Origin of the sequence: Microbacterium sp. BH-3-3-3, assembly GCF_007679045.1 — a bacterium.
Classification (GTDB): domain Bacteria; phylum Actinomycetota; class Actinomycetes; order Actinomycetales; family Microbacteriaceae; genus Microbacterium; species Microbacterium algihabitans.
Genome location: NZ_VEFS01000002.1, coordinates 94,574 through 117,766, shown reverse-complemented (window position 1 = coordinate 117,766; position 23,193 = coordinate 94,574). Strand labels below are relative to the sequence as shown.

Annotated in this window: 21 protein-coding genes and 1 tRNA gene; 9 read left to right on the top strand and 13 right to left on the bottom strand. The window is 72.1% G+C overall.

Annotation, left to right across the window (positions count from 1 at the left end):
• Positions 1-17: 17 nt before the first annotated feature.
• Positions 18-809, top strand: coding sequence for an IclR family transcriptional regulator (locus tag FS769_RS08345; RefSeq protein ID WP_144832291.1), 792 nt, complete (start codon positions 18-20; stop codon positions 807-809).
• Here FS769_RS08345 and FS769_RS08340 read toward each other — a convergent pair.
• Entirely contained in the window at positions 806-1,564 is a 759-nt protein-coding gene (locus tag FS769_RS08340; RefSeq protein ID WP_144832288.1) for an IclR family transcriptional regulator C-terminal domain-containing protein, read from the bottom strand. The two genes, FS769_RS08345 and FS769_RS08340, sit on opposite strands and share 4 nt — an antisense overlap.
• The gene (locus tag FS769_RS08335) at positions 1,564-3,057 is read right to left on the bottom strand and encodes an amino acid permease (RefSeq protein WP_144832284.1); all 1,494 of its coding nucleotides are present in this window, start codon (positions 3,055-3,057) and stop codon (positions 1,564-1,566) included. Before FS769_RS08335 ends, FS769_RS08340 begins: the two co-directional genes overlap by 1 nt.
• 265 nt (positions 3,058-3,322) lie before the next feature.
• Between FS769_RS08335 and FS769_RS08330 the strand changes: the two genes are divergently transcribed.
• Entirely contained in the window at positions 3,323-4,378 is a 1,056-nt protein-coding gene (locus FS769_RS08330; protein WP_144832281.1) for a homoserine dehydrogenase, read from the top strand.
• On the top strand, positions 4,375-5,766 hold the full coding sequence (locus FS769_RS08325) for an aldehyde dehydrogenase family protein (protein ID WP_144832277.1): 1,392 nt from the start codon (positions 4,375-4,377) through the stop codon (positions 5,764-5,766). The genes FS769_RS08330 and FS769_RS08325 overlap by 4 nt, the downstream gene beginning before the upstream one ends.
• Before the next feature lie 59 nt (positions 5,767-5,825).
• Here the strand turns inward: FS769_RS08325 and FS769_RS08320 are convergent, their stop codons facing one another.
• The gene (locus tag FS769_RS08320) at positions 5,826-6,269 is read right to left on the bottom strand and encodes an Lrp/AsnC family transcriptional regulator (protein WP_144832275.1); all 444 of its coding nucleotides are present in this window, start codon (positions 6,267-6,269) and stop codon (positions 5,826-5,828) included.
• Positions 6,270-6,376: 107 nt separating this feature from the next.
• On the opposite strand from FS769_RS08320, the gene FS769_RS08315 reads away from it, so the two are divergent.
• A complete protein-coding gene (locus tag FS769_RS08315) occupies positions 6,377-7,591 on the top strand; it encodes a PLP-dependent aspartate aminotransferase family protein (protein WP_144832272.1) in 1,215 nt (404 codons plus the stop codon).
• A 6-nt stretch (positions 7,592-7,597) separates the two neighbouring features.
• Here FS769_RS08315 and FS769_RS08310 read toward each other — a convergent pair whose 3' ends face one another.
• Together FS769_RS08310 and FS769_RS08305 are read right to left on the bottom strand one after the other, a co-directional pair.
• A complete protein-coding gene (locus FS769_RS08310; RefSeq protein WP_230705002.1) occupies positions 7,598-8,419 on the bottom strand; it encodes a Cof-type HAD-IIB family hydrolase in 822 nt (273 codons plus the stop codon).
• Between the two features lie 52 nt (positions 8,420-8,471).
• Positions 8,472-9,857, bottom strand: a complete 1,386-nt coding sequence (locus FS769_RS08305; RefSeq protein ID WP_144832269.1) for an HNH endonuclease signature motif containing protein — start codon at positions 9,855-9,857, stop codon at positions 8,472-8,474.
• 280 nt (positions 9,858-10,137) lie between these two features.
• Between FS769_RS08305 and FS769_RS08300 the strand changes: the two genes are divergently transcribed.
• Positions 10,138-10,755, top strand: a complete 618-nt coding sequence (locus FS769_RS08300; RefSeq protein WP_144832266.1) for a histidine phosphatase family protein — start codon at positions 10,138-10,140, stop codon at positions 10,753-10,755.
• Between the two features lie 6 nt (positions 10,756-10,761).
• Here the strand turns inward: FS769_RS08300 and FS769_RS08295 are convergent, their stop codons facing one another.
• The 4 genes from FS769_RS08295 to FS769_RS08280 are packed head-to-tail and all read right to left on the bottom strand — an operon-like array spanning position 10,762 to position 17,853.
• On the bottom strand, positions 10,762-11,442 hold the full coding sequence (locus FS769_RS08295; protein ID WP_144832263.1) for an ABC transporter ATP-binding protein: 681 nt from the start codon (positions 11,440-11,442) through the stop codon (positions 10,762-10,764).
• Positions 11,439-12,377 (bottom strand): ABC transporter ATP-binding protein, encoded by a 939-nt coding sequence (locus FS769_RS08290; RefSeq protein WP_144832261.1) that lies wholly within the window; start codon positions 12,375-12,377, stop codon positions 11,439-11,441. Before FS769_RS08290 ends, FS769_RS08295 begins: the two co-directional genes overlap by 4 nt.
• Positions 12,374-14,932 (bottom strand): hypothetical protein, encoded by a 2,559-nt coding sequence (locus tag FS769_RS08285; protein ID WP_144832258.1) that lies wholly within the window; start codon positions 14,930-14,932, stop codon positions 12,374-12,376. The genes FS769_RS08290 and FS769_RS08285 overlap by 4 nt, the downstream gene beginning before the upstream one ends.
• A complete protein-coding gene (locus FS769_RS08280) occupies positions 14,929-17,853 on the bottom strand; it encodes an FtsX-like permease family protein (protein ID WP_144832256.1) in 2,925 nt (974 codons plus the stop codon). Before FS769_RS08280 ends, FS769_RS08285 begins: the two co-directional genes overlap by 4 nt.
• Positions 17,854-18,228: 375 nt before the next feature.
• Between FS769_RS08280 and FS769_RS08275 the strand changes: the two genes are divergently transcribed.
• On the top strand, positions 18,229-18,660 hold the full coding sequence (locus FS769_RS08275) for a MarR family winged helix-turn-helix transcriptional regulator (RefSeq protein ID WP_144832253.1): 432 nt from the start codon (positions 18,229-18,231) through the stop codon (positions 18,658-18,660).
• Between the two features lie 14 nt (positions 18,661-18,674).
• Here FS769_RS08275 and FS769_RS08270 read toward each other — a convergent pair whose 3' ends face one another.
• Positions 18,675-20,171, bottom strand: coding sequence for an L-serine ammonia-lyase, iron-sulfur-dependent, subunit alpha (locus FS769_RS08270; RefSeq protein WP_144832249.1), 1,497 nt, complete (start codon positions 20,169-20,171; stop codon positions 18,675-18,677).
• A gap of 169 nt (positions 20,172-20,340) precedes the next feature.
• On the opposite strand from FS769_RS08270, the gene FS769_RS08265 reads away from it, so the two are divergent.
• Positions 20,341-20,413 (top strand) — tRNA-Arg (locus tag FS769_RS08265).
• A gap of 111 nt (positions 20,414-20,524) precedes the next feature.
• Here the strand turns inward: FS769_RS08265 and FS769_RS08260 are convergent.
• The 3 genes from FS769_RS08260 to FS769_RS08250 all read right to left on the bottom strand — a co-directional run bounded on the left by FS769_RS08260 (position 20,525) and on the right by FS769_RS08250 (position 21,973).
• On the bottom strand, positions 20,525-20,731 hold the full coding sequence (locus FS769_RS08260; RefSeq protein ID WP_144832246.1) for a hypothetical protein: 207 nt from the start codon (positions 20,729-20,731) through the stop codon (positions 20,525-20,527).
• 128 nt (positions 20,732-20,859) lie between these two features.
• Positions 20,860-21,501, bottom strand: a complete 642-nt coding sequence (locus FS769_RS08255; protein WP_230704997.1) for an asparagine synthase — start codon at positions 21,499-21,501, stop codon at positions 20,860-20,862.
• 43 nt (positions 21,502-21,544) lie between these two features.
• Positions 21,545-21,973, bottom strand: coding sequence for a YdeI/OmpD-associated family protein (locus FS769_RS08250; RefSeq protein WP_144832244.1), 429 nt, complete (start codon positions 21,971-21,973; stop codon positions 21,545-21,547).
• A gap of 250 nt (positions 21,974-22,223) precedes the next feature.
• On the opposite strand from FS769_RS08250, the gene FS769_RS08245 reads away from it, so the two are divergent.
• Positions 22,224-22,634, top strand: a complete 411-nt coding sequence (locus tag FS769_RS08245; protein ID WP_144832241.1) for a DUF4383 domain-containing protein — start codon at positions 22,224-22,226, stop codon at positions 22,632-22,634.
• Positions 22,635-22,636: 2 nt separating this feature from the next.
• The gene (locus tag FS769_RS08240) at positions 22,637-23,167 is read left to right on the top strand and encodes a hypothetical protein (protein WP_144832239.1); all 531 of its coding nucleotides are present in this window, start codon (positions 22,637-22,639) and stop codon (positions 23,165-23,167) included.
• The last annotated feature ends 26 nt before the right edge of the window (positions 23,168-23,193 follow it).

Below are 23,193 nucleotides of genomic sequence, written 5' to 3'. Positions count from 1 at the left end.
CTCGCTACGCTGGGGTCATGACGCTCGCCGACGGCACCTCCGACGACGACGCCGACGCGACGTCGACCGTGAGCCGGGCCTTCGACGTGGTCGCGAGCCTCGCGGCCCTCACCCGCACGCGCCCCGGGGCCTCGGTCACCGACGTCGCCCGTGACCTGGGGCGCGATCGCTCGCACGTCTCGCGCACCCTCACCGCCCTCGCAGCGAACGACGTGGTCGTGCGCGACGAGCAGCGCCGGTACCGCCTCTCGTGGGCGTGGTACACCGCCGCGGAAGACCTCGTCGACCGCCGCCTGCGCGCGGAGGGCATCGAGGTGCTCGACGAACTGGCCTTGTCGACGGGCGAAGCGGTGTTCCTCGGCGTGCTGCGCGGAGACACCACCGTCACCGTGGTCGAGAGCATTCCCGCCTCGTCTCGCATGGTCGGAACGTGGATCGGCCGCGCCTACCCCGCCTTCTGCAGCGACGCCGGGCAGGCGGTGCTGTGGGATGCCGACGACGACGAGGTGCGCGCCGTGCTCGCCGCGACGCGCTTCGAGGCCGCCGGCCCTAAGGCGCCGCGCGACGTCGAGGACTTCCTGCAGCGGCTGCGCGCCGCGCGCGAGCGCGGCTACGCCATCGTCGACGAGGAGGCCGAGGCGGGCTTGTACTCCGTGGCCGCGCCGGTGTGGGACTTCCGCGGAGAGGTCGTCGCCGCGGTCCAGGTCGTCGGCGTGCGCACCGCCCTCGAGCCCCGCACCGGCGAGATCGCCGACGCCTGCAGCGCGGCCGCACGCGCCCTCTCGGAGCGCCTCGGCGGCATCCGCTAGTCGGTCGCGCCTGCGGCGAGCGCGCTGAGGCGTGCGGCGCTGTCGGCGAGCAGGGCGGCGATGCGCCGCGCCTGCGCCGCGCCCGCGGGAGGGCCGCTCACCGACACCGCCGCGACGATCCCCTCTGTCCCGCGCACGGGCAGCGCGTGATCGGTGACCCCGGCCACGTACTCCTCGTGGGCGGTCACGATCCCGCGTTCGCGGTCGCGCCGCAGCAGGGCGTCGACGTCGTCCACGGAGCGCGCGGCTCCCGGGCCGCCCACGCCCACGAACTGCGCGTCGGCCAGAAGCGCGCCCAGGTCGTCGCGCGAGTGATCCCAGAGCAGGGCGCGCCCCGCCCCGGTGCACCAGATCGGCGCGACGGCGGAGGGACGCAGGGTCCCCTCGCCGTTCGCCTCCGCCCCCTCGATGCGCAGCAGCAGGGCGCGCTGACCGTCGCCGGCGACGACGCGCGCGGTCATTCCGAGCTGGGCGGCCATCGAACGCAGGTGCACGCGGGCCGAGCGGAGCCACGGTTCGTGCCGCGCGGCCGACGCGCGAAGGAACGCGGGGCCCGCGCGCAGAGCCGAGGCCGCGTCGCGCTCGACGAAGTCGAGGCGCCGCAGCTCCTGCGTCACGCGCGAGGCCCTGCTGCGTTCGACGCCCGCCGCCTCCGCGAGCCGCGCGAGCGCGAGGCCCGGGCGACCCGAGCGCTCGCGTTCGACGGCCGCGGTGAGCAGCGAGAGTCCCTGCGTCAGCGAGGCGGGCGCGGTCATCAGCGTCTTTCGGTCGAGGGCGTCTCGGTGGCCTCTTCGTCGACGAGGGCGACGGGGGTGGCTCCTCGACGACCGTACCGCCACCAGAAGAACAGGTAGCACGCCACCACGAACGGGATGCCGAAGTACAGCGCGGCGACCTGGTTCGGGTCGAACGCGATCGCCACGATCGAGGCCAGGAGCAGCACGAAGGCGAGGATCGGCACGACCGGGTAGAACGGGGCGCGGTAGGCGAGCGTCTTCACGTCGCCGCCGCCGCGGACGAAGGCCCGTCGGTGGAAGAAGTGCGCCGCGACGATCGACATCCACACCGCCACGACGGCGAAGCCCGCGATCGAGACGAGCACGAGGTAGACGGTCTCGGCCGCGATCACGCTCGATACCAACGACACCAGGCCGATGGCCATGCTGACGCTCAGGGCGACGATCGGGATGCCGCGACGGGTGAGCTTCGTGAACGAGCGCGGGGCGTGCCCCTCCTCGGCGAGGGAGAAGAGCATGCGGGCGCACGAGAACAGGCCGCTGTTGCCGGCCGAGAGCAGCGCGGTGATGATGACGAAGTTCATGATGTCGCCGGCGAAGGGGACGCCCGCGTACTGGAAGACGTCGACGAACGGGCTCGAGGTCAACCCCGCCTGCTCGTAGGGCAGGATCGCGGAGATGACGGTGATCGAGCCGACGAACAGCACCAGCAGACGCAGCACGGTCGAGCGCAGCGCCTTCGGGATGTTTCGCGCCGGATCCTTCGTCTCACCCGCCGCGACGCCGATGAGCTCGGAGCCGCTGAAGGCGTAGAACACCGCGAGCGAGGTCATGAGCACGCCCGCGACGCCGGTGGGGAACAGCCCGTCGGGGGTGACGAAGTTGCTGAAGAGCACGGCGCCGGGGTGCTCGCTCGACAGCGGGGTGAAGCCGAAGATGGCGGCGGTGCCGAGCACGATGAGCGCGACGATCGCGACGACCTTGATGAGCGAGAACCAGAACTCCGTCTCGCCGAACACGCGCGCCGAGATCGCGTTCATCCCGAACAGCACGCCCGCGAACACGAGGCACCACACCCACACCGGGACGCCGGGGAACCACCTCTGCATGAGGATCCCGGCCGCGGTGAACTCCGACCCGAGGGCGACGACCCAGCAGAGCCAGTACAGCCAGGCCGTCGTGAACCCGGTCGCGGGGTTGATGGCCCGCGCCGCGTAGATGTGGAACGCCCCCGACACCGGGTAGGCGACGGCGAGCTCGCCCAGGCACGCCATGACCAGGTACACCACGAAGGCGCCGATCAGGTAGGCGATCACCGCGCCGAGGGGCCCGGCCTGGTTGATCGTGTAGCCGGAACTGAGGAACAACCCCGACCCGATCACGCCGCCCAGCGCGATCATCACGAGGTGGCGGGCATCCATGGAGCGCTGCAGGCGGCGCAGCGGCACCTGCGTGGCGACCGTCTGCGGCAGGGCGTTGGGCAGGGTGGCGGGGTCGGTGGATCTGGTCATGGCTTCTCGCATTCGAAGAGGAGGGAGCGGATCGCAGTTCGTGCTGGATGAACACTGCACCGTGTTCATTTCGCACATGTTTCCACGGACCCTAGCGTGCACCCCACCCCCGCTCAAGAGCCGGCGACGCATTCGCGACGAACGGACGATCCGCCCGCGGCACCGACGAAACGGCATCCGTCACCGCCCGAACGTCAGGGGCGCGGTGCCGTGACGTCGTCGCACGATCGTCACAGTCCCTTCCGTACCCCTCTCGAGGAGCACCATGAACCGTCACGATCTCGCCCTCATCGGCTTCGGCGGCGTCAACCGCGCGCTGGCCGACCTCATCCGCACCCGCGGAGACGAGCTGGCCGAAGAGCTCGGCTTCGCCCTGCGCGTGGTCGCGATCACCGACCTGCGCCTCGGCTCGCTCGTGCAGGACGAGGGCATCGACCTCGACGCGGTGTTCGCGCTCGGCGCCGACGACACCTTCGCCGCGTGGCCCGGGGGCGCGGCCGACCCGCGCAACGCCGAGGTCATCCGCGAGACGAGCGCCGACATCGTCGTGGAGGCGACCTTCACCAACCCCCTCGACGGAGAGCCCGGCGTCTCGCACGTGCGCCTCGCGCTCGAGGCCGGCAAGAGCGTCACCACCACCAACAAGGGTCCCGTCGCCCTCGCCGGCACCGAGCTGAACGCCGTCGCCGCCGCCCACGGTGTGCATTTCGCGTACGAGGGGTCGGTCGTCAGCGGCACCCCGGTGCTGCGCTTCGCGGCATCCGCCCTGCAGGGACTGCGCATCGACGCGGTGCGCGGCATCCTCAACGGCACGAGCAACTACGTGCTCGGGCAGATGGAAGCGGGAATGGACCTGGCCACCGCCGTCGCCGAAGCGCAGACCCTCGGATACGCCGAGGCCGACCCCTCGGCCGACATCGAGGGGTCCGACGTGCGCCTGAAGGTCGTGATCCTCGCCAACGAGGTGCTGGGCGCCCGCATCACCCCCGCCGACGTCACCTGCACGGGCATCACCGGCCTCGCGCCGGCCGACATCGCGGATGCCGCGGCCCGGGGTCTGCGTTTCAAGCTCATCGGTTCGGCCGAGCGTCGTGCCGACGGCTCGATCGACGCCCGCGTGGAGCCGATGGCCCTGCCCCTCACCCACCCCCTCGCCGGCATCAGCGGACCGACCAACGCGGTGTCGTTCGACACCGACCTGCTCGGAACCGTCACGGTCAGCGGCCCCGGCGCCGGCCGCGTGGAGACCGCGTACGCCCTGCTGTCCGACATCATCGAGATCGACGCCCGCGTCGCCCGCACCGCCGAGGCGAAGCGATGACGCTCGTGGCCCCCTCCTCGTCCTTGGAGGTGCGCAACCCCTTCGACGACACCGTCGTCGGGCACGTCGCCCTCACGCCCGTCGACGACGTGCCCGCGGTCATCGCCCGGGCCCGCGTCGGCGCCGAGCTCTCCCGCGGGCTCTCGCGCTTCGCCCGTCACGGCATCCTCGAACGCGCGGCCGCCCTGCTGCGCGAGCGCTCCGACGCCGCGAGCGCCCTGATCGTGCGCGAGGCCGGCAAGACGATCCGACAGGCCCGCAAAGAGGTGCGCCGCGCGGTGACGACCCTGTCGCTGTCGGCCGAGACCGCCCGCTCGGCGACGGGCGAGGTCATCCCCTTCGACGCGTTCGAGGGGTCGGAGAACCGCAAGGGCTGGTTCACCCGCGAGCCGCTGGGCATCGTCGTGGCCATCACGCCCTACAACGACGCCCTCAACCTCGTCGCGCACAAGCTCGGCCCGGCCCTCGCCGGTGGCAACGCCGTGGTGCTCAAGCCGTCGCCGTACACCCCGTTCACGGCCGAGTTCCTCGTCGGCATCCTGATCGAGGCGGGCCTTCCCGATGAGATCGTGACCGTCGTGCACGGCGATCGCGAGGTCGCCGCCGCACTCGTCGCCGCGCGCGAGGTGCGCATGGTGTCGTTCACCGGCGGCTTCGCCACGGGCGAGGCCATCGCGCGAGGAGCGGGCCTGAAGCGCCTCGCGATGGAGTTGGGCGGAAACGCACCGGTGATCGTCTTCGACGACGCCGATGTGCGGCAGGCCGTGGAGGCGTGCGTGTCGGGGGCGTTCTGGGCCGCCGGGCAGAACTGCGTGGGCGCGCAGCGCATCCTCGTGCAGCGTGGGGTCTTCGAGGCCTTCCGCGAGCTGTTCGTCGACGCGGCCGCAGCCCTGCGCGCGGGCGACCCCGCCGACGAGGCCACCGACGTGGGGCCCATGATCACCCCCGCCGCCGCGCAGACCGCCCAGCGCGTGGTCGATGACGCGGTGCGCGCCGGCGCCCGCGTGCTCGTGGGGCACCGCCTCGAGGGGTCGGTGTACTCCCCCACCGTCGTCGAGGGCGTGCCGCTGTCGTGCGAGCTGTGGGCCGACGAGGCCTTCGCCCCCGTGGTCGTGCTCGCCCCGTTCGACGACGAAGACGATGCGGTGGCCCAGGCGAACGACATCGAATACGCGTTGCACGCCGGCACCTTCACCCGCGACCTGGGGCGCGCGCTGCGCGTCGCCGATCGCCTCGAAGCCGGCGGCGTGATGATCAACGACTCCTCCGACTACCGCGTCGACAGCATGCCCTTCGGCGGAGCCAAGTTCGGGAGCATGGGTCGCGAAGGAGTCCGCTTCGCCTACGAGGAGATGACCCAGCCCAAGGTCGTGTGCATCAACGCATGATCGACGGATGCCGCGGCTCCCGCCACGAGAGGGGGCTGCGGCATCCGCGCGCCCGCCGGTCACGCCCTGTCGATCACGCGGGTGAGCGAGACCGACGTCACCGTGTCGGAGACCTCCGGGAGGGCGGCGATGCGCTCCCAGATCTGCCCGATCCTCTCCATCGATTCGGCGCGGATCGTCACGAGCAGGTCGAACTGCCCCGAGAGGATGTCGCACTGCACGACCTCGGGGATGCGCGTCAGCTCGGTGATCACCCCGGCCCCGCGCATGCGGTCGGCACGGTAGACCAGGACGATCGCGGTCACGCGGCCGTCGTCGACCCGGGGCCGCGCGAGCGTGTATCCGGCGATCAAGCCGTCGCGCTCCATGCGTTCCATCCGCTGCTTCACGGCGTTGCGCGAGAGGTGCACGCGTGCGGCGAGCGTGACGAGGGGGATGCGGGCGTCGGCCTGCAGTTCGGTGAGGATCCGCTCGTCGACGGCATCCGTTCGCGGTCGAACCATGACTCTCCCTGTGTGCATATAGAGCACTATGCAATGCTCATATTGCACGTTAGGGTAGCCGAGAACATCGCCGCCGTCACGCGCCGAGACGCAGAAAGGACCGCGACATGACCACCCGTCCCGATCGCACCCTCGCCGACAGCATGTCCGACGCGAGCCTCGCCGTCCACGGCGGCATCGAGCTCGACAGCACGAAGGCCCTGCGCACGCCCCTCGTCATGGCGAACTCCTTCGCCCTGCCCGACGATCCGAGCGAGATCAGCTGGTCGGCCACGGCCCCCGGCCTCTACACCCGCAACACCGGCGTCAATCAGCTCGCCCTCGAGCGCAAGCTCGCGGCCCTCGAGCACGGCGAAGACGCCGTGGCCCTGGCATCCGGAGTCGCCGCCCTCCACGCCGTGTTCTTCACGCACGTGAGCGCGGGCGACCACGTCGTGGTCAGCGACGTCGTCTACGAAGCGACCTGGCGCCTGTGGACCGAGCTGCTCCCCCGCCGATACGGCATCGAGGCGACGTTCGTCGACGTGACGGATCCGGATGCCGTGCGCCAGGCGATGCGGCCCGAGACGGTGCTCGTGTGCGTCGAGGCGATCGCCAACCCGACCACCAAGGTCGCCGACATCGCGCTGCTCGCCGAGATCGCGCACGAGGGCGGAGCGATCCTTATGGTCGACTCGACCTTCACGCCTCCCCCGTTCTATCGCCCGCTCGCCGACGGCGCCGACCTCGTCGTGCACTCGCTCACCAAGTTCATCAACGGTCACGGCGACGCGATGGGCGGCGCGGTCATCGGGCGCACCGACCTCATCGAGCCGATCAAGGCCGACGCCATGGTCGACGTGGGCGGGATCATCTCCCCCTTCAACGCGTGGATGATCCAGCGCGGCTCGGTGACCCTGCCGCTGCGCCTGCGCCAGCACTTCGCCTCGGCGGCCCGTGTCGCCGCGTTCCTCGACGCCGATCCGCGGGTCGCGTTCGTGGCCTACCCCGGCCTCGCCTCGCACCCGCAGCACGAGCTCGCGGCCCGACAGTTCGGGGGCGACGGCTTCAGCGGAAGCTTCGGCGGCATGATGGCCTTCGCCCTCGACGGCGACCCCGACCTGCAGAACCGCTTCGTCGCGCAGCTGCGTCTCATCACCTCGGGCTTCTCGCTCGGGCACGACGACAGCCTCATCGTGCACACCGCCGCCGAGGGACCGCGCACCGCGACGTACCCCGAGGAGTTCCGCCGCTACGGCCACCTGCGCCTGTCGGTCGGCCTCGAAGACGCCGACGACCTGCTCGCCGATCTCGCGGCCGCGCTCGACGCGGTGACCCGCTGAATCTCGTCAGCCCTCGGGGCCGAATTCGGGGAACAGCGCCTCGATCGTCGTGACCACGCCGTGGTCGAGGTGCGAGGGCGCGCGGTGCCGCGCACGCGCCACCACCTCGGGATGGGCGTTGTCCATCGCGAACGACCAGTCCGCGGCATCCATCATCTCGAGGTCGTTCAGGTAGTCGCCGAAGGCCGCCGTCTGCGCCGGCGCGACTCCGAGGGCGTTCTGCAGGCTCCGGAGCGCCGTGCCCTTGTCGACGCCGGGCTGCATGATGTCGACCCAGTGACGCGCCGACACGACGACGCGGAGCGTGTCGGTGAGGTCGTCGAGAGCGGGCCCGACGCTGTGCTCGGCGATCGCGAAGTCGTACACGGCGATCTTCAGCACGTCGTCGTCGGCGGCGAGCAGGTCGTCGACCGTCTCGAGAGCGGCGTAGTACGCCTCGGCGTTCGTGCGGAAGGCGGCGTCCGCCCGCTCGATGTAGGCGGAGCGCTTGCCGCACAGCACGACCCCGAGGTCGTAGCCCTGCGCGATCAGCGCGCGCAACCGCAGGATGACCCGCTCGACCTCGTCACGGGAGAAGACCGCGGATGCCACCTCGACACCCTCGCGCACGACGTACGCGCCGTTCTCGGCGATGAAGGTCATGCCGTCGGCCGCCGCGCCGAACTCGCGTCGCAGCGCCGCCAGCTGCCGGCCGGACGCGGGGACGAACGAGACGTCGCGAGCCGCGAGGCGCGGGAGCACGTCCCACAGCCCCGCGGGGACCTTGCCGTCTCCGTCGAGGAGGGTGCCGTCCATGTCGACGGCGATCAGGCGGATGTCGTGAGGCACGGTTCATTCTTTCAGGCGGAGGTGAACGGCGAGGCTCAGCCCTGTCGTTCCCTCAGAACGGTGCCGCCTCGTCTTCCGGCGGCGACGGATCATCCGGGAGGAACCGCACCGCCGGCGAGTACGGCAGAGGCTCGTCGGCGTAGACCCGACCGGACGGAGAGGTCCACTCGAGCACCCCGCCGGCGCGCTGTCGGACCTTCCAGCGGGTGAACTGCTTCTGCGAGTGATGTCGCTGGCACAGATGGGCGAGGTTCGCGACGTCGGTCGTGCCGCCCAGAGCCCAGTCGACGGTGTGATCGACCTCGCATCGAACAGCGGGGACCACGCACCCGGGCCACCGGCACCGGCGATCGCGGGCACGGAGGTGCCGGTCGATCGCCGCGGTGCGCTGGTACGTGTCGGTCATCAGGACAGCGCCGGTGACGGGGTGGGTGATCACGCGATCCCACGGCATCGACGTCGCCTCGGCGATGCGGCGAGCCGTGTCGATGTCGATCGGTCCGTGCCCGACGAGCTCGGCGGGATCGAGGCCCTCTTCCCCCGGCCGCACCACCGACAGAGCGGGGACGACCACTTGCACGCGCGCGCGGATCGCCCCGAGCGCCCCCGGTCCGTCGCCCGAGACCGTGGGGTCGGAGACCGGAGCGGCGGCGAGCAGCAGGTCGGCGAGGATGTCGGCGCGCAACTGCGCGGTGGTGCGTTCATCGGTCGTGGCCGCGGATGCGCCGGTGGCTGCCGTCACGGCATCCGGACCCGTCACGCCCGGGGTCGCGAGGGCGCCCCCACTGCGCGCGTCGATCACCACCCTGCTCTGCTGGGTCAGCCGGTCGTAGATTCCGACGGCCAGCACCGTGGGGAGGGTCGCGATGAGGTCGGACATGCCGTCGACACCGGGGACCACTCGCACACAGCGCGTCTCGCGACCTCGCTGATGCCGCTCGGTGAGCGTCGTCGGCTGCAGCTTCTCGGCCACGGCGGCGAGGCGCGAGCGCAGGCGCCCCGGGCTCAGTCGCGGCGCGAGCCCCACCGCGAGGGCGTCGAACTCGGTGCGGCGCTCTTCGGGGAGTGCGGCGCCGATGTCGGCGATCGCCCGCACGTGCGCCCGCGTGAGCGCCCCCTCACCCCAAGCCTGGAGGGTGGCCGGGAAGTCGTCGACCATCAGCATCGCGCGCCCGATGTGCGCCTGCACCGTGCGGTCGGAGAGGCGCTGCGCCGCTGCGACCTCCGACGCGATCTCGCGCAGCGCCATATCGGCCGCGCGCACCGACGTTCGCTCTGCGTTCGCGTCGACGCCGAACTGCCCGAGCGCCGCGTAGGCGCGGGTACGCCGAGCCTCTGCCGCCGCGAAAGCCGCATCGGCGGCGAGCGCCTCGGCCACGAGCGCGTGACGGGTGCGTGGCCCGTCTGGCGGGGGCGTCGAGGGCGTCTCGGGTGGCATGTCTGCATGCTAACGAGGACCTCCGACATCGCCCCGCGGAGCCGGGGCCGGGGGGCACCGGCCGCCGAAACCTATGAATAACGAAAGTGTCACGGACACATCTTCCCTTCCGTTATCTCACCGTTATAGAGTGCTCGCACGGTAGTTGTTTTGCTGTGGCAGCTACCGACATGTGATTGCAGGACACTCTGGTGCAGGAAAGGGCCGGTCGGGAATCTCCCGACCGGCCCTTCGTCCGTCTCGGGATGCCGACAGGCCCGCGGCGCGGAAGGATGGACGGGTGAAGGATGAAGAGCTGACCGAACCCGACGGGCGCATCGTGCTCGTGCGCCACGGCGAGACGGCGTGGAGCCGCTCCGGCAAGCACACGGGACTCACCGACATTCCGCTCACCGAGACCGGTGCCTACAAGGCCGAGCTCGCCGGCACCCTGCTGGCCACCCGCCGCTACGACCTCGTGCTCACGAGTCCCCTGCAGCGCGCGGTCGAGACCGCCGCCCGAGCGGGCTATCCGGATGCCCAGCCCGAGAAGCGCCTCGTCGAATGGGACTACGGCGCATACGAGGGCCTCACGACCCCCGAGATCATCGAGCAGCTCGGCCATCCCTGGACCATCTGGGACGGCACGCCCGCCGGCGAGACGCCGGGCGAGTCCGTCGCGCAGGTCACGGCACGGGCCGAAGCGCTGCTCTCCGAGCTGCGCCCCCGCGTGCGCGCCGGCCAGCAGGTGCTGCTGTTCTCGCACGGGCACTTCCTCCGCGCCCTCGCGGGAACCTGGCTCGGCCTGACCGCAGCGGGCGGTCGCTATTTCGTGCTCGGCACCTCCGCGGTCAGCGAGCTCGGCTTCGAGCACGGCACCGAGGTCATCACGCAGTGGAACCACGTGCGGGGCCGCTGAGACCGGTCAGGCGCGCACCCTCCCGTCGTGGATCTCGACGACCCGGTCGGCGCGGTCCGCGACGATCGCATCGTGCGACGCGATGAGGGCGGCCATCCCGTCGCGGCGCACGTGCTCGATCACGAGCGAGATGACGGATGCCGCCGTGCCACTGTCGAGTTGCGCCGTGGGCTCGTCGGCGACGAGCACCCGCGGCCGGTGCACGAGAGCGCGCGCCACCGCGACGCGCTGCTGCTGACCGCCCGACAACTCCTCGGGCCGCTGAGCGGCATGGTCACCGAGGCCGACCGCATCGATCATCTCCGCCACCCGCGCCCGTCGCTCGCGCGCTCCCGCCTCGCGCAGCCGCAGAGGGAGCTCGACGTTCTCGGCCGCGGTGAGGAACGGAACCAGCGCGAACTCCTGGTCGACGTAACCCATCACCTCGCGGCGGAGGCGCGCGGCATCCGCCTCCCCCGCCCCCGTCACCCGAACATCGCCGATCCACGCCTCCCCCGCGTCGGGCTCGTCGAGGCCCGCCGCGAGGGTCAGCAACGTCGTCTTCCCCGACCCCGACGGGCCCCGCAGCACGACGAACTCGCCGGCTGCGACGGAGAGCGACGCGTCGGAGAGGGCGGTCGTGCGCGCAGCCCCGCGTCCGAAGAAGCGGGTGAGACCCGCGACCCTGATCATGTCGTCTCCACTCATCGGCGCCGGCTCCTTCTGGTCGCGGGCGGCGGGCCCGCGGCATCCGACCCTTCCGCCGCCGCCGCAGAACCCTCCGTCGTCTCGGCGGGCTGCACGCGGATGTGATCGCTCTCGAGCTGCAACCGCACGCGGTCGCGCATGCCGAGCCTGTCGATGTGCTCGCGCGGAAGCTGCAGACGGCCGGCGCGATCGAGCACGGCGTACTCCCGGGCATCTCTGCCGGGTCCGGCCTCATCGCGCCACACCTCCACCGAGGTCCGTCCGTCCCGGATGCCGACGGTTCTGCGCACGTGATCGGCGACGCCGGAGTCGTGGGTCACGATCAGCACCGTCACACCCGAGCGCTCGTTCACGGCCCGCATCGCCGCGAGCACCTGCGCGGAGCTGGCATCGTCGAGCTCTCCGGTGGGCTCGTCGGCGAACAGCACACGGCACCCGTTGGCCAGGCCCAGCGCGATCGCCGCCCTCTGTCGCTCGCTTCCGGTGACCTGGCCCGGCCGTCGGTCGGCGACGCCCGCCACGTCGAGCATCGACAGCATCTCCGCCGCACGAGCCGGCCGCTCGCGGCGCGGGATGCGCCCCACCGACAACGTGAGGTCGAGATTCTCGGCGATCGTCAGGCCCGGAAGGAAGTTGCGGGCCGTCTGCTGCCACACGAATCCCGCCACCGTGCGACGGTATTCCGCCCGCTGGCGCGGGGTCAGCGCGAGCAGGTCGCGACCAGCCACGTGGACGCGCCCCGCGCTCGCGACATCGAGGGCCGACAGGATCGACAGCAGCGTCGACTTGCCCGACCCCGACGCGCCCACGATCGCGGTGAGTTCGCCTCTCTCGACCCGCAGGTTCAGCCCCTGCAGGGCTTGCACCTCGACGCCCGCTCCGCGGTAGATCCTCACCAGATCGACGCATTCGATCTCGACCGAGCTCTCCGTCATGTGCCCCGCTCCTCTCCCTCATCGCGGCGCGCGCGGCGCCGCCTGCCCGCGATCGCGGCCGTGGTCGTCGATGCGGCAGCGATCACCCCGACGATCAGCGCGGACGCGGCCGCCGGCGCCACGACGCTGGCGATCGACAGCGGTGCGGCGATACCCAGGCGGTCGGCGAGACCACCCGCCCCCGCGACGACCACGACGCCGACCCACCCGACGCCCCAGCCGACGATGGCGGCGACCGTCGCCAACGGCACCGCCTCGACCGCGACCACGCCGTGCACCCGGCCCGCGCCCAACGCCGACAGCACAGCGCGCGTTCGCCGCCGCTCGGGCGCTGCTGCGGCTTCCGTGATGACCGAGAGGGCGAGCGCGGTGAGAACCGCGAGAGCGGCGGCCCCCGCAAGGAGCCCCAGGATCGTCGCCGCCGTGGGCGCGGCCAGACGCTGGGCCGTCGCGGACGCCACATCGACCACCTCGAGCCCGGGATCCGCGTCGCGCAGGCGCGAAGCGACGAGCCCCGGAGGCGAGTCGGGCATCACGGTGATGACGAGGCACGACGCCCCGACGGGAGCGGCGAGAGCCTCCGCCGCGCGATCGTCGAGCAGCACCCACGAGTCCGCGAACGAAGGCAGGACGTCGTCGTCGACGACGGCTGCACCCGACACCTCTCGACCCCCGACCGCCAACGTCCCCTCGAGCAGTTCCGCCGCAGAGCGCGACATCACCGCCGGCACGGGATCGGTGTCGCCGAGCTCGGGGACGGGGGGCGCGACGCGGTGCAGGTCGACGGTCGATGCGGAGAGCACGGTGACGGGCCGCAGTCGTCCATCCCCCGTCACCGGGATGCCGTCGAGCCGGCGCACCCGCGCGACGGCGGCGACGCCGTCGACCGAGGCCGCCTCTCGGCTCGTCGCGGCGAGGGAGGCATCGTCGCCGCACGCACGCACGTCGGCACCGACGCTGCGGAAGGCCGCGGCGGAGATGCCGTCGCCGGTCAGCTGCGCCAGCCCGAGGGAGAGGGTCGCGGTGGCCACGGCAATCGTCACGCCGGTGATCTGCAGGGCGCGCCCGCCCCCTCGCGCCAGTCGGGACAACGCGAGAGCGACGCCGAGGGAACGGCCGCGCGACGCGACCCCGGCGAGGGGACTCACCAGCGGGCCGAGCACCCGAGCGAGCACGAGCCCCGCGGAGACCGCCACCAGCAGAACGCTGAGGCTGAGCAACGGGTCCACGCCCGCGGCGGGAACCCCGCGTCCGAGCAGGAGCGAGAGTGAGACGAGGGCGACGGCGACCACGACCCCGTCCCTCGCGACCCGCACCACCGACGGCACCCGCGTCGGCCGCACCGCCTGGCGCGCGCACATCGCCGCCAGCGCCGCCACCCCGGCCACGACCACGAAGACGAGGCCGAGCCCGGTGGCCACGGCATCCGGAAGCGTCGACCGAGGCGTCAGGGCGACCGCCAGCGCCCACCCCGCTACCCCTCCGACAGTCGCCGCGAGCGACGCCTCGACGGCCCCGCGTGCCATGACGCGCCCGGTCGCCGCACCACGCGCCGAGACGAGCCGACGCTCCCCCGCGCGGCGGCGCTCGGCGGCGGTGACGGCGAGGGCGCATAGAAGGATCGCGGCGCCGAGGGGCGCGGCGACGAGGAGGGCCGTGAGGGCGACGAGCGCGTCCTGCGCGGTCCGCACCCGATCGAGCAGGGCGGACAGTCGCGTCGAGACCGTCACGGGATAGCCGCTCGCCAGGGTGGTCCCCTGCGCGGAGGTCTTGTTCGCCGCCTGTTCGAGGCCGTCGACATCGCCTGATCGCAGGCCCTGTGCACGCACGGGGAGCGTCGCGACCAGCTGAGCGCGAGCGAGCTGAGGGCCGAGCGTCGCGATCGACCCCGGGTCGACGTACGCCCCGACCGTGACGAGGTCATCGGTGGCGCTCACGCGGGACGAGACCGCCCGATGGAAGACGTCCTGCGCCGACGGACCGCCCTCCGCGTCGGCGATCAGTGCCGTCACGGCGAAGGATCCGTCGGGACCCTGCCACACGGTGCCGACGCTCGCGTCGGCTCGGGCCGCGACCGACTGCTCGAGGGCGATCTCGACCGGTGCACCGAAGGCGGCAGGTCGCGGGGCCGTTCCCTCGATGATCGACCACTGCCCCTGGTACTCGGGCGCCGTACCCACGCGGATGCGAAGGAGCGAGCCATCGACGGCGACCGCCGTGACATCGGGGAACGACAGGATCCACGCCGCCTCCCCCAGAGCCGACCGCAGCGGCTCATCGACGGTCGCGGGATACCGCGCGAGGGTGGTGGCCACGTCGTCGACGGTGTCGGCGCCCAACGCGAAGTCGTCGAGGTCGGCGCTCAACACGACACTCGCCGCGGCGACCGCCTCCGCGTCGCCCTCCGGCGCGAGGGCCGCCGCCAGTCGCGCGTCGGCGACCGTGTCGAGCACGCGCGGAACGGCGACTCCGGATGCCACGAGCACGGCGACCGTGATCGACACGAGCGCCAGGGCGAATCGATGCGGTGCGATCGTGCGCCACCACCGCCTCATCGTTCGCCTCCGTCCGTGGAGATGTCGTCGCGCATCGCGAAACAGACGGCGACGGCCAGTGCGACGAGCACGGCGAGAGCGACGACACCGCCCGCGCGCACGGGATCGATCACGACGTCCGCATCGACCGCTCGCGGGAGGGCACCGGTGATCACGACGGGGAGGAGAACCATCGCTGCCACCGCCGTCGCCACGACGGCGACCAGGGATCCCGCCGCGACCGCGGCGGCGGCCTCCGTCACGCGCAGGCGCCGGCGCACTGCCCGTGCGACACCGATCGCGCGCAGGGACGACGCTTCATCGCGCCTCGATCGACGCGTGACGAGGGCGATCGCGGCGAGCCCCGCGACCGCGAGGGCGGCGAAGCCCGCGGCACCCGTCCAGAGCAACGTCGGCACCTTCGACAGCACGACGTACCCGTCGTCGGCGGTGGTGCCCGCGATCCGCGATCCGTCGGGCAGCACCGCGGCGACGGCCTCGGGATCGGCACCCGGCGAGATCCAGGCGCCCTCCGCTCCCGGGAGTGCCGTGGCGGTGCGCAGACGCGACGACAGCGCCGTCCCGACGTCGACGAAGACGGCCGAGTCGAGGGGCGCCCCGGGGATGACCGGAACGACCGCGGCGACGCGGGCCGGCCGCGATTCGGCACCGGGCGCGAGCGCGAGGGGAAGAGTGTCTCCCTCCGTCACGCCGGAGGCCGCGGCGAACGCCTGCGAAACGACGGCGGAGGCCGTCGATGCGACCGGCACGAACCGCACCCGGGTGATCGCACTGCCGACGGAGACCTCGGCGGGACCCGCCGCGGTCTGCATGTCGATCGCCTCGCCGCTGATGTCGACGGGCATCACCGCCGCGCCCAGGTCGAGCAGCGCCCCGTCGACGCTCACGCCGTCGATGGCGACCAGGGCTCCAAATTCATCCCCTGTCGATACGGCGACCTCGACCGCCGCCAGCCGCCACGCCCCGCCCGGGCCGGCGGAGACGGCGGGGATCGCGAATGCCCCGTCGCTTCCGGCCCCCACGGAGGTGACCCGCCCCCACGCGTCCACGAGAACGACCGCGGCGGCCTGAGCCGTGGCATCCGTCGCCCGTACCTGCACCGTCAGGTCCTGGGCGTCCTCGGGGAGGAGCGGGCCGGGAGCGTCGGAGCGTGCGCCCTCGGCAAGACGATCGCGGTCGGGGACCGCGGGATCGGCGAGGGCGGCGACCGCGGCCGGCGACGCGATCACGAGCGAGGCCGAACGCGCGGCGATCGAGGTGTTCGCCGTCCACACGGGCGCGACCCCCGCGACCGACTCGACACCCGCGACGCGGTCGAGCACCGCGGGCGTCAGCTCGTCGCCGTCGCCCGCGACGCGCAGGTCCGTTCCCTCCTGGGCGGCGAGGGCGGTGCGATACCCCGCGTCCCACGTCGACTGGTACACCGCGGCGAACCCGAGCTGCGCGACAGCGACCCCCACGACGGCGACGGTCGCGGCGAGGGCGAACGGACGCCGCGCCGCGCCCATCGCGGAGAGGAACGCGGTGGCGCTGCCTCGGGCGGCACGACGCTCGCGAAGCCGCTGCGTCAGCAGCAACGGGGCGGCCGTCGCGACGAGGACGGCGGCGGGCAGCAGCGCTGCCGGGGCGGCGACGGCGACGGGGTCGGGCGAGAGGCCGCCGCGACCGTCGCCCGAGGTCGAGCCGAGCGTGAGCGCGCGCCAGGTCGTGAAGCCCGCGAGGAGGAGGACGACGGATGCCGCGACCCCGGCACTCCACCGGCGCGAGGGTGATGCCGCCCCCTCCGCGCGACTGAGGACGCCCACGTCGCGGGTGGCGAGGACGGCCACGAGCACCGCCGGAGCCGCGGCCCCCACCGCGGTGGCACCGATGATCCACGGGACCATGGCGACGGACGGCGTGAGCACGACGGCGACCGTCACCGCACCGACGATCGCACCGACGACGCCGGGTACGAGCGCTCGCACCGACTCGGCGGCGACGATGCGCGTCAGCGGTTGCCCCCGCGCCCAGCGGGTCCGGCGCTCGGCGGCTGCGGAGCCCACCAGCAGAGCGGCGAACAGGGTCGTCACCGCGAGCGAGGCGAGAGCGACGGTCGCCAGCGAAACGGGCGCGGCCGCGTTCAGCACCGCGGCGCGGGCCGACGCGATCTGCGCCGTCGGGACGAGGGCCCCGGCGGTCTCGATGTCCGCGGCTTCCACCCCTTCCGCCGCCAGGGCGTCCGGCAGCGCTCGCCACCCCGCGCTCACCGCGTGCAACGTCGCGAGGTCGAGGCGCGCGGCGTCGGGGCGCAGCGTCCAATGCACCTCGCGCGTCAGACCGTCCGCGGTGGCCACGGCGTCCACGACCTCCGCCGACACTGCGACGGGGCCCTCTCCCCCGCCCGCGGCGAAGGCCGCTCGCACGCCGAACCATCGATCCGCCGCCGCGCGCGACGACGACCACAATCCCATGACCTGCACCGTGCGGCCGCCGAGGTCGAAGGTGTCGCCGATCTCGACATCCAGCGTCTCTGCGACAGTGGAGCCGAGGGCGGCCTCGCTGGCGGTGGCGGGCCATCGTCCGGCTTCGAGGGGCAAGGCGGGGCCGTCGATACTCGCGAGATACGCGCGCCCCGCCCCGGCGTCGAGGAGCCCGGCGGTCTCCGTCCTCTCGATCGAGAGGTCGGCACCGTCGGGCATGACGCGGGCGATCGTGCGACGCACCAGTTCGTCCTGAGCGACGGGGTCTCCGGATGCCGGGAGCGCGAGGTCGAGGCCGGTCTCGGCTCCCGATCGAGCGGCGACGACGCCGCGCGCCCCGGCGTCACCGGCCTGCTCGGTCAGGGCGGGCACGAGCACCGCGAGCGCCGTCGTCACCGCGGCGACGAGGGCGACCATGCCACCGAAGACGACGCGCGACGAAGAGGGCAGCAGGCGCACGGGATCCCTAAGCGATGAGGATGAGGCGAATCTACTCCTCGCCCTCGGTCCGCCGAGCACCGCGGAGGGCAACGCGCCGACGTCGGCCGGAATACGCAGAGCCGTCGCGCCCGGCATCAGGAACCGAGTCCCGGCCCGCTCGTCGGAAATCGATCACAAGAACATAACGAGCCCCTCTTCCCCTCCGTTACCTCACCGTTATAGAGTGCTCGCACGGTAGTTGTTTTGCTGTGGCAGCTACCGACATGTGATTGCAGGACACTCTTGGTGCAGGGACAAGGGCCGGTCGGAAGCCTCTCCGACCGGCCCTTACTCTGTGCGCCGCGCCGAGGTCGAGAGAGCGGTCCCGCCGGGCCGCTCCCCTACGCTGAACCTATGACCGATCGTCGTCTCGCCGTGCAGGCCTGGGAGAGTCTCTTCCGCGCCCAGCACGAGGTGTTCGACGACATCCGCACCGACTTCGACGGCACCGAACTCACGCAGGCTGAGTACGACGTGCTGCTCACCGTCACCCGCGCCCCGCGCATGACGGCACGCCTGCGCGAGGTCACGGGCAACATGCTGATCAGCCAGCCGAGCGTCTCGCGACTGGTCGAGCGGATGGTCGCGCGCGGCCTCGTGACCAAGTGCGCCGACCCGGAAGACGGGCGAGGGTCCCTGGTGACGGCCACCGAAGAGGGAGCGGTCATCTTCCGTCGCATCGCCGCTTCGCACGCCCGCTCCATCGCCGAGCGCATGGCGCGCCTGAGCGACGCAGAACTCGCGCAACTGCACGCCCTCACCGCGAAGCTGCGCGACGACGCCTGAGCCGCCGCTCCCGCTCAGCACTCGATGACGTTGACCGCGAGGCCGCCCTCGCTCGTCTCCTTGTACTTCGTCGACATGTCGATACCGGTCTGACGCATCGTCTCGACCACCGCGTCGAGAGACACGTAGTGACTGCCGTCGCCGCGCAGGGCGAGACGTGCGGCCGTGACCGCCGTCGACGCCGCGATCGCGTTGCGCTCGATGCACGGGATCTGCACGAGCCCGCCGACCGGGTCGCACGTGAGGCCCAGGTGGTGCTCCATCGCGATCTCGGCCGCGTTCTCGATCTGCCGGTTGGTGCCGCCCATCACGGCGGTCAGTCCACCCGCGGCCATCGCACACGCGGATCCGACCTCGGCCTGGCATCCACCCTCGGCCCCCGAGATCGAGGCGTTGGCCTTGAAGAGGGAGCCAAGCGCCGTCGCCGTCAGCAGAAATCGCCGGATGCCGCGACGGCGATTGGCTTCTGCGACATCGTCGTCGTCCCACGCCGACACCTCGCCGCGCGTGACCGCGTGACCGTCGTAGCCCAGCAGGGCGCTGCCGACGAGCTCGCCGTAAGGGGTGACCGCATTGCCCTGGCCGAGTCCGGAGTCAGCCAGGAATCGCCACCAGTACATGGCCACGGCGGGCAGGATGCCGGCGGCGCCGTTGGTCGGGGCGGTCACCACCCGTCCGCCCGCGGCGTTCTCTTCATTGACGGCCAGCGCGAAGGCGCCGAGCCACTCGCCCGGCAGCTCGCGGTGCCCCTCGGCCTGGATCTCCTCGAGCTGGCCGCGGATGACCGCGGCGCGACGCTTCACCTTGAGCATGCCCGGCAGCACACCGTCGTTCGCGAGTCCGGCGTTCACGCACGCCGCCATGGCGTCCCAGATGCGATCGAGGCCGGCCGCGACCTCCTCGTCGCTGTGGAGCGCGGTCTCGTTGAGACGAGCCGCTTCGGCGATCGTAATCCCGCGCTCGTCGCACAGCGCGAGCAGTGTCGCCGCGTCGTCGAACGCGAGCGGCATCGGCTCGGCCGCCACGCGCGCGGGTTCTCCCTCGCGGCGGATGAAGCCTCCACCGACCGAGTAGTACGTGTCCTCCGCGATCACCGCGCCATCGCCGTCGCGCGCGACGAGGGTCATGGCGTTCGGGTGACCGGGCAACCGCGTTCGCGGCTCGAAGACCACGTCGCTCTTCGCGAAGGCGATCTCGCGCCGACCGGCGAGGAGGAGCGGCTGCCCCTCGGGCCAATCCGACCAGGCCCGCCGCACGGCATCCGGATCCACGCTCTCGGGCTCGAGGCCCTGCAGGCCCGCGACGACCGCGTCCGGGGTGCCGTGCCCGATACCGGTGGCGCCGAGCGAGCCGTACAGGGCGCACGAGACGGATGCCACCTTCTCGAGGGCGCCGTCGCCCTCGAGTCGAGCGGCGAAATCGACAGCGGCCCTCATGGGGCCGACGGTGTGGGAGCTCGAGGGTCCGATCCCGATGGAGAACAGCTCGAACGCGGAGGTGTATGCGCTCATCCCGCCAGCGTACGTCGCCCCTCCGCCCCGGCGCAGTCACCGCGCAGACACCATGCCGTCACCGCTGCGCCACGCCCGGGATGCAGGGTGTGCGGGGCCGATTAGACGTGCCACAGGGTCCCGGCTATGCTGGACCACGGCCTGCGCGCCGTTTCGCGCGGAGGCCCTAGCGCCCGTAGCTCAATGGATAGAGCATCTGACTACGGATCAGAAGGTTAGGGGTTCGAGTCCCTTCGGGCGCACACTGTGTTGAGACAGTGACAAGCCCCGGCCGTGAGGAAACTCCGGCCGGGGCTTTTTCCGTCTCCGGATGCCGAGCCCTCCGCGTCCCGCGTGGTCGCGGTGGTGCCGGGTCAGGCCGAGGCTTCACCCCGGTGCGCGGCCTCGGTCGCCGCCGAGTGCAGCTGCAGGATCGCCATCGCCTCGTGCAGCGATCCGAGCGGGGCCTCGATGTCGTCGTAGTGGTGCACGAAGCCGGCCGCGTCGCGGGCGCTCACCGACACGAGCGCATATCCCTCTCGGGCCACGCGGGGCTTTCGTCCGAAGCGTCGCTGCGCCATGGCATCCACCTTCCGTCGGCGCCGACGCTACTCGGGGCTCGCACGGGCGCCCGCGCACCGCGCCGCACGCGGGTGAGACTCGGCCGCATGATCGAAGGCACCCGTGTCAGTTCACGCGAGAGGACCCCTCAGCGCGCCGCGGACTTCTTCTTCTTGCCGCCCTTGCCGCCACCGGTCGTCGGTGCGACCTCGTCGGCGGGCTCGGCCTCATCGGCCGCGGCCTTCTCTTTCGCGCGGCGCTTGGCCTGGGAGGCGAGGCGGGCGAGGTCGACCATGCGCAGGGCGTCCATACGGGCCTTGCGCATCTGGGCGTACTCCGGATCGGCGTCGGCGGTCATGCCCTCGACGTCGAGCCGCTTGCTGAGGTTCGCCTCGACATCGCCCCACGCCGCGATCCGGGCGTCGGCGACGAGCTTGGCGAGGCGCTCGGGGTCGGCGGCGAGAGCACGCAGCTCTTTCGCGACGCCACGGGACTGCTTCGCCCGGCGGCGGAGGTTGCGGGTGTCGCGATCGCGGTAGTCATGGGTGCCCGACGAGTCGGAGAACCGTCCCCACGCACGCTTGCGCTGGTGGGTGACGCGCTCGGCCGCCTGGTCCTGCTCATCGGCGAGGGCGGCGAGCGTCTCGCGGGCGAAGTCGGCGAAGACCTCGCCGTCGAACTGCCCCCCGCGGGCGATCGTCTCGACCAGGATCCGATTGCGCACGGTCAGACGCGCCGCGGCCGTCGCAATCGACAGCCCCTCGGCGATGGCCTCTTTCGTACGCCCCACGGGACCTCCCGCTCCAGGCTATCGCCCGGGGCGCGCGGATCGCTCAGGCGAGTTTCGACACGATCGTCTCGACGCGACGCGAGCGGGTGTCGGCGGCCTTCGCGGACTCCACGTTCGTCACGTGCGCCTTGCGCGCGCTGGGCGAGAGCGCGTCGAACGCGTCACGTCTCCCCACCTCGGCGAGCGCGGTGGCCAGATCGTCGGGAACCTCGACGGTGCGCGGCGCCGTGTCGAGCGCGAGCTCCACCGTGATCGCATCGCCACCCGCCAGACCGGTCGCCTTGCGCTTGTCGGCGGAGAACGGGATGAGCGAGCGCCCGCCCATCGCCCCCACAGTGCTGGTGTAGGTGTAGCCGTTCACATCGACGGTCACGGCAGGGCGCTTGCCCCCGCCCAGAGCCTCCAGCACCTCGGGCGGCACCTCGATGCCGGTGTTGTTGCCCATCTGAAGCAGTGTGGTCTCGAACCGCATGCGATGAGTGTCCCAGATCGCTCGCTACGTGAACACCCCGCGAAATGCAATCCCCTCGGGCGGACTGGTACCCCTGCCTATCGTCGGATCTGTTGCGGAGGGCCTCGGAGAGTACTCGGGGGCCTTCTGTCGTTTCCGGGCATAGTGCATTGCGTGCTGCGAAAGCAAAGGGCAATCCGATTCGAAGTGTTCCTCCGAAGATGTGGTGAAGCGACCGGACGGTCGCTGCCAACACTCTGGGAGGTTCATCATGAGCTCGTCACCCAACCGCATCGTCGCGACCGTCTTCGGTGCCGTTTACCTGCTGGTCGGTCTTCTCGGCTTCGCCGTCACCGGCGGCGTCGGTTTCATCGCGACGCAGGGCGGTCTGCTGCTCGGCATCTTCGAGGTCAACCCGCTGCACAACATCGCCCACCTGCTCATCGGTGCGGCCCTGCTGATCGCGGGCCTGGCCAACGCACGTGCCGCGAAGGGCGTCAACACCACCGTCGGCGCCGTGTACCTGCTGCTCGGTATCGTCGGGTTCTTCCTGACCGGTACCGCGGCGAACATCCTTGCGCTGAACGTGCCCGACCACTTCCTCCACCTCGCCAGTGCCGTCGTGCTGCTGGGTGTCGGACTCGGCACCGAGCGCAACGTCCCGCGCACGGCTGCGGTCTGATCATGACCGCCGCGACCTTCGTGCGGTCGTGGCCCTCCGTATCCGCGTGGGGGGCCGGCCTCATCACCGCCGCCCTCGGCGCGGGTGCGATCGTCCGTTCCGATTCCGGGGCCGTCGCCGACGGCCTCGGGATCGGGGCGGTCGTCTTGGGACTCGCCGCTCTCGCCTGGGGCGGCGCGGTCCTCTCCACCGGCCGTCTCGTGTTTCCGCGCCTCGCTCTGGGCGGCGCGATCGCCTCGCTGCTCGTGGTGTCGGCACTGATGTTCCTCACGCCCGCGCACACGAGCATCCTCGGCGTCGCCGCCGCGTGCGTGCTGCTCGTCGTCGTGGGCGCCACGGTCGCCGTGCACCTGCGCCGTCTGCGCGATGGAGCACCCGCAGACCGTGCGGCGAAGCCGATGAGCGTCGTCGGGCTGCTCGTCGCGGCCGCCGTGCTCTCGGTCATCGTCACCCCGGCTCTCGGAGCCACTCAGGACGCCGTGCTCATGCGCGACGACGGCACCGTTCCTGTGATCTCGCACGAAGGTCACTGACGACCTCGGTCGATCCCGCGCCCGCC